This is a genomic window from Halomonas marinisediminis, from assembly GCF_004347715.1.
GTDB classification, from domain to species: domain Bacteria; phylum Pseudomonadota; class Gammaproteobacteria; order Pseudomonadales; family Halomonadaceae; genus Halomonas; species Halomonas icarae.
Map to the genome: position 1 here is coordinate 1 of NZ_SLTR01000789.1, position 228 is coordinate 228.

The following is a 228-nucleotide window of genomic DNA, read 5'->3' on the forward strand; positions in this document are numbered from 1 at the left end:
GGGGCAGGCGCCGCGCAAGCCGCGGACGAGGTGAAGCTGCAACTGAAATGGGTCACCCAGGCCCAGTTCGCAGGCTATTACGTGGCGCTCGACAAGGGGTTCTACGAGGAGGAGAACCTCGACGTGACGATCCTGCCGGGCGGGCCGGACATCGCGCCGACACAAGTGCTCGCCGGGGGGGGGGCGGATGTCACCGTCGACTGGATGCCCCCCGCGCCGGCCGCCCGC

At 70.6% G+C, this 228-nt stretch carries 1 protein-coding gene; it reads left to right on the plus strand.

Translation table 11 applies throughout. The features are described 5' to 3' along the window. A partial coding sequence (locus E0702_RS18535) for an ABC transporter substrate-binding protein (protein ID WP_165927654.1) occupies positions 1-228 on the plus strand: 228 nt, incomplete at both ends.